Source organism: Paracidovorax valerianellae (assembly GCF_900102625.1).
GTDB classification, from domain to species: Bacteria; Pseudomonadota; Gammaproteobacteria; order Burkholderiales; family Burkholderiaceae_C; genus Paracidovorax; species Paracidovorax valerianellae.
Window position 1 is genome coordinate 1 of the sequence record NZ_FMZC01000033.1, and the last position, 6112, is coordinate 6112.

Annotated in this window: 8 protein-coding genes; all 8 read left to right on the plus strand. The window is 50.0% G+C overall.

All coding sequences use genetic code 11. From position 1 onward, the window contains the following. A partial coding sequence (locus tag BLT03_RS23430; protein ID WP_139160528.1) for an RHS repeat-associated core domain-containing protein occupies window positions 1-1107 on the plus strand: 1107 nt, incomplete at its 5' end. Beyond that, window positions 1104-1502 carry a CDI toxin immunity protein gene (locus BLT03_RS24270; protein ID WP_139160529.1) on the plus strand — a complete coding sequence of 133 codons (399 nt, stop codon included), beginning with the start codon at window positions 1104-1106 and terminating at the stop codon, window positions 1500-1502. The genes BLT03_RS23430 and BLT03_RS24270, both read left to right, overlap by 4 nt. A gap of 115 nt (window positions 1503-1617) precedes the next feature. After that, window positions 1618-1980: a hypothetical protein gene (locus tag BLT03_RS24965; RefSeq protein ID WP_245711541.1), complete on the plus strand. Its 363-nt coding sequence runs from the start codon at window positions 1618-1620 to the stop codon at window positions 1978-1980. A 1-nt stretch (window position 1981) separates the two neighbouring features. Continuing rightward, complete coding sequence (locus BLT03_RS24970) at window positions 1982-3058, plus strand: RHS repeat-associated core domain-containing protein (RefSeq protein WP_245711542.1); 1077 nt, start codon at window positions 1982-1984, stop codon at window positions 3056-3058. Window positions 3059-3060: 2 nt separating this feature from the next. Continuing rightward, window positions 3061-3378 carry a DUF7716 domain-containing protein gene (locus tag BLT03_RS24275; protein ID WP_139160530.1) on the plus strand — a complete coding sequence of 106 codons (318 nt, stop codon included), beginning with the start codon at window positions 3061-3063 and terminating at the stop codon, window positions 3376-3378. A 70-nt stretch (window positions 3379-3448) separates the two neighbouring features. After that, a complete protein-coding gene (locus BLT03_RS24280) occupies window positions 3449-4351 on the plus strand; it encodes a hypothetical protein (RefSeq protein ID WP_139160531.1) in 903 nt (300 codons plus the stop codon). Window positions 4352-4566: 215 nt separating this feature from the next. After that, a complete protein-coding gene (locus BLT03_RS23440) occupies window positions 4567-5049 on the plus strand; it encodes a DUF4265 domain-containing protein (RefSeq protein WP_092746183.1) in 483 nt (160 codons plus the stop codon). A gap of 837 nt (window positions 5050-5886) precedes the next feature. Next, the coding region (locus tag BLT03_RS23455; RefSeq protein ID WP_491907764.1) for a transposase at window positions 5887-6112 on the plus strand (226 nt) is incomplete at its 3' end.

Consider the following 6112-nt stretch of genomic DNA (forward strand, 5'->3'; position numbering starts at 1 on the left):
CGGTTCTATCAGGACCTGCACTTCGAATACGACGTGCATGGCAACGTGACGAAGCGCACCCGGGGCAACCAGCGTGCAGGCCATCAGGAGATCACCGAACTTCGTTGGAATGCAGACCATCAACTGGTCGAGGCCACCACGACGCGCCACGGGGTGACCCTGGCAACCCGCTACGCCTACGATGCGTTGGGCCGGCGGGTGGCCAAGGCCGATGCCTTCGGCACCACGCGCTATCTGTGGGATGGCGACCTCATGGTCAACAGCCAGCGCGGGGGCAACAACAGCCTGTTCATCTACGAGCCGGGCAGCTTCGTGCCGCTGGCGACCGTGCAGGGCACGCCGGAAGACACCCACACCTACTGGTATCAATGCGACCAGATCGGCACGCCGCAGGAGTTGACCGACGAAGAGGGGCGCATTGCATGGGCGGCGGATTACAAGGTCTGGGGGGAGGCTACGCTGCGGGCCGTGGCGGGGACAGGGACAGATGGCCTGCCCAACCAGAGCCAGCGGCGCATCGGGCATGGGCCGGGGGTGGATTGGCAGGCCAACGGCGAGACAGCGCGCCGCGCTGCACCGCCGCCCATCGATCAACCCTTCCGCTTCCAGGGCCAGCAGTTCGATGAAGAAACCGGGCTGCATTACAACCGGTTCCGGTATTACGACCCGGTGGTGGGACGGTTTGTTAGCCAAGATCCTATTGGGCTGGCTGGCGGAATAAATATATTTACCTATGCAGCAAATACGTTAAATTGGGTAGACCCATATGGCCTATCGACAACATGTCCAAATCCACCCAAGAAGGAAATTGAAATCGAGGCTGGATCTTTTGAGGAGGCAAGAAATATCGCACTTACAAAAATGGGAACGATCGATCCGAGTAGCCGAGCTCCTCAAACTGGGCGACTTGGAGCTGGAAGAGGAAGAAAAACAGGCTTTACCGGACTAGGAGATGGAGAGTTCAAACGTTTTCGACTCGATTATGATCCCGACAAAGGTCCGCATATTAACGTTGAGGTAGGGAAAGGGGCATGCGCCAAAAAATGGGCAATTAAATTTCCGGGAAATGAAGATACATTTAAGAAACTCCTAAAAAGAAACACATGAAGCATCTTCCAAATTTTGCAAAGCAAATTGATGCCGGGAAATATTCTTTGAGTCCAATTCATTTTGATATTGAGACAGAGGCAAAAAAACGCAACATCCCCATAAAATCATGGGGCCGGCTTGATCTATCCAAAAAAAACCATAAAAATTACAAATTCGCCAACGACTCCGAAGCATGCGACTTATTAAATAAAATAATTTTAGAGCAAAAAATCCAAGAGGATATAACAATAGTTTGGTCAAATGCAGATTTTGCAGAAATAAAATCCAACATAAGATTTCTCAAAGATTTCGTCATGGAAATATTAACCGAAGATTGGGATGTCTGGATATTCGGAGAAAGCTGGGTAATAGAAAAATACCATGAGGGGGAATTAATTTTTTCAAGAGATTGAAAAAATGCCCCGTGGAGATAGTCCGCTCTCCAAAGGCTTTATTGCACAATCGCCGTTTTTAGCCCCCTGAAGGGATTCCGCCATCACCACGCGGGGCCAGCCCGCAGTCGGGCCGGTGCTGGAGCGCGCCTACGCCTACGACGCCCTGGGCCAGCTCATCGTCCGGGCCAACACGTTGCGTGGCCGCCAGGACTTCCGATACGACCCCGTGGGCCGCATCCTGGCCGCCCTGCCCGGCCAGGGCAGTCACCAATCGAGCGAGCTGTTCGCTTTCGACCCGGCCGGCAACCTACTGGATGCCAGCCAGACGCAGATGCGGCGCCAGCAGGAAGATCGATCGGAACAGGGAGCATCACGGGGACTGGGAGTGATCCAGGACAACCGCCTGCGGTTCTACCAGGACCTGCACTTCGAGTACGACCTGCACGGCAATGTGACCAAGCGCACGCGGGGCAATCAGAAAGCGGGAGCACCATGAGGTGGTCCAGCTGCGCTGGAATGCCGATCACCAACTGGTGGAGGCCAGCACCACGCGCCATGGGGTGACTCAGACCACGCGCTATGCGTATGACGCGCTGGGGCGGCGGGTATCCAAGGCGGACTCCTTCGGTGCCACGCACTTTCTTTGGGATGGCGATTTGATGGTGCACAGCCAGCGCGGGGGCAAGGAGGCGCTGTTCGTGTACGAGCCAGCTAGCTTCGTGCCGCTGGCCAGCATCCAAGGTACACAGGAAAACCGGCACACCTACTGGTACCAATGCGACCAGATTGGGGCGCCGCTAGAGTTGACGGATGCCCAGGGGCGCATCGCCTGGGCGGCGGATTACAAGGTCTGGGGAGAGGCCACGCTGCGGACCTTGGCTAGGACCGGCACCGATGACGCGCCTGTAGGACGCCGCATAGGTAACGGACCGGGGGTGGGTTGGAGCGAGGGCACCAGTGACCGTTCATCCGCTCTGCCTCACATTGAGCAACCCTTCCGATTCCAGGGACAGCAGTTTGATGAGGAAACCGGGCTGCATTACAACCGCTTCCGGTACTACGATCCGGCTGTGGGCCGATTTGTTAGCCAAGATCCGATTGGATTAGTTGGCGGAAAAAATTATTACGAATATGGATCAAATCCCGAAGATCAAAGCGACCCCTGGGGCCTCAAAGGTGGAAAAGGAAAACCTCGTCCGGTCCAAGACAAATCAGGAAGACCGACAGCAAGTCCACATTATTCACTTTGGAAAAAGCTAACGATTCCTTGTGAAATCTTATCTGGAAGCCGCGAGGATCATTTCAGATGGGCAAATGAGCAGCTACATAACATGTTACAAGCCGATCCAAGTTTGGCTAAAACTCTAGGACAGGAAGTGGTTGACCATGTCAAACCAGGCCCTAAAGGCGGAGTTGCGACTACCAGCCCTCCGGGACTAACATGGCACCATAGCGCGCAAGATCCAACTCAAATTGAATTGATTCCTCGTGGCCAGCATCGGTCTCCAGGCCCAGTGCAAGAAACACTTCACCCTAACCAACAAGGCGGCTTTAAAAAGCTCAGTTGCAAATAGCCATGAAAAATCTCATTGAACTTAAACATGCCATCAAATCGATAGAAAAACAAAATGGCTGGCTGTACACCAAAGAATCCGAGAAATTAAAAGAAAATTCAGAGGTCTTCTTTTATACAGCAGACTTAAATCTCGCACCCGACGAAGAAAAAACAATCAGGAAAAAGTATGCAGAAGAAGGTTTTTTCCCTTACCTCACAAAAGAAGATATAGAAGACATAATAGAGAACCTAACCGAGCAAGCAGAAAATCCAAGCATCAACGACTACATAAAGGCAATAATTTTCTTCCATGAAAATGATGCATTTATTGAAATATAAATCAGAAATTTATGGCAAAGTCTCCCACAATCCAGGGGAAAAATAGTCAAAATTTGATTGGATATTAGAGATGCCAAACGACCTCAAAGTAAGCATTGCGAACTGCCTAATTGGCGGCGAAGAAATCACTATGACGGGCAACATGGGCATCAAAGATGTTATAAACATTAATGTTGATGGAAAGAAAATTCAGCTTAGACAACATGCTGATGTAATCAATGGGGAAAAGCCTGAACGTAAAAATGCCCCTTATACCAGCACCGAAGCAATAATACAAGAGGTAGATGAGAGCGGGGTTGAAGCAGCCGAATTGTTAATTCAGCGAATTTGTTGGATGTTATCTTTTGCATGCACATGCAGAGTAATTCCCTACGCTTATGAGTACCCCGCAGACTCAGGAAAAAAAAGAGTTAATTCAATTACTACTCCCGCTAGATTCTTTCGCCCAACCTTCGAGTTGACAGAAGGAAAAAACATCCGCCAGTTCATTGAGCAGTGTTTTCCGAATTACAAGCAACTTGAAAAATCCAGAAAATTAAGATCAGTAATAGACTATCTCTCACAGGCGGAAGTCAAGGGTCAGTTGATGGAAGTTCGCTCTATTCTTTCATTTATCACCCTGGAAAACCTCAAACACAGCTATGCAAACAGCAAAGGGTATGCATTTGTTGGAAATTACTTCAGAAAAACTACTGGCAAAGCTACGAAAAAAACCCCGAAGTATTTTTTCTCAGATTTAGCAACTGAAATGCTTAATGAAGTTGGAATGCCTGCTCCAGCCTCAAATATTTACAGCCTTAGAAACGAACTAATTCACTCTGGGCTCTCATCACTTACTTTTCATGAGCAGCTTGAACGCTACGAAGATGTTCATGACCTCATACGTGAATACCTGCTAAGACTGCTTGGCTATAAAGGTGCATACACTCCTTATGCCTTCAATAGGCGAGGAAATGTTATCAACATTACATAGGCCCACCTAGCAAGGCAACATATCAAAACCTTCGAACACACTATTTATAGCGCTATAACTCATTATCGACTCATATAGCCATCACTCGACCGAAAATGAGGTTTGAGAAATTACTCAGGACCTATGCATTCCCTTGAACTATGTAAGCCCCTTGATTTTAAGTGCAGCTCTGATGAAGCAGATTTTTTCGGAAGTGGCTCAGATTCGATTAAGCCATGAGAGATAAATATTCGATTATCAAAATTCTTGCCGGACACCATAAAAACGGTCCTGTTCACGAGGAATTACCTGCAATGCCATTAGGCGACGGATCATATCGCTTGCCAGCATCGCCTGGATTGGCGCTAGGGCTCGCAAAAAATGATCTCATCTCATTAAATGAAGAAGGCAAAGCTCAAATATTAAAGCACGGCGGCAATTTTTGCATACAGATTTATTTAAAAAATCCAGATGAAACAAAAATTTCCAAAATAGCTGAATTAATTGATAAAAAACTTCATGGCTCAATCGATGGCACGGGCGGTGGCGCGCTCTCATTCTCCATACCCATCAGTAACGGCTTCGAAAAAACAAATGATATTTTTGATCAAGTACGCTCAATAGCAGAATCAGAATATTATTACTCGAATATATATAAAAATTTTGAAAATCCAAATGACGAAACATTAATATATTGGGCAGAGCAACTTGATATTTAAAACAGAGACATATTAAAAGTAAACGCAAAAACGGGATTTTCTTTTTAATGCGGTGAGCCATACCAGCGCAACCCGTCACAGCCATTAGCCAATTGCTTTGCACGGGGTGGTTCATTTGCCATTTTGCTATGCATTTAATAGCACTTAAGCCAATCAGAACTAGGGCATCAGTCACTTTTCACCTATCTTTCGGCGTGCGTGATCCTGCCAACTTTCTGCTGCTCCTATATCAATAGCGCCCAAGGCATGTCCTGATTGCGCTGACAGCTTAAAACACTCCGACCCGCCTTCCTGCTCTTTCCCTCCTGCCACCTTTCATCCCGCCACTTTCCAGTCCCTGGGCACGCACATCTTCAGCGGCGGTAACGGCGCGATCACGCAAGTGGCCGACGGCTGGACGTTCGATCCGGCCACGCCCGTCAAGCTCAAGAAGAGCGGCAAGCAGGGCACCGCCTGGCACAGCAACAACAGCGCCGCCATCCTGATACCTACTGGTACCAGTGCGACCAGATCGGCGCGCCGCTGGAGTTGACCGATGCCCAAGGGCAAATTGCTTGGGCTGCGGATTACAAGGTGTGGGGAGAGGCCACGCTGCGGACCGTGGCACGAACCGGCACAGACGACCGACCTGTCCGGCGCCGTATCGGGCATGGGTCGGATTCTGGATGGAGCGAGGGCGCCAAAGACCGTCCATCCTCTCCGCCTCCTATTGAGTCCGCCCTGAACAATCTGCAAGCCCTTGATCTGACACGTAGTTCTGCTGATGGATGGGCGCAGGATTTGCAAGGTATGGTTGTTCCAGTACCTGTTTTCTTGCAAATTTCTCCGAGGAGTTCCATGGGTCCGAAGCCTTCGCTGCCTCAGTCCGGTGAGTTGTTTCGCCCACGGCTGGACGAGCAGCTCAACATGAAGCACCCGCTGGTCCGTTTGGCTGCGCTGATCGACTGGGCCGAGATCGAGCGCACGTTCGTGGTCTCGTTCACTTCCTGGCGGGGCCGGCCCGCATTGCCACCTCGTCTGATCGCCGGGTTGCTGTACCTGCAGCACACCTTCGATGCCTCCG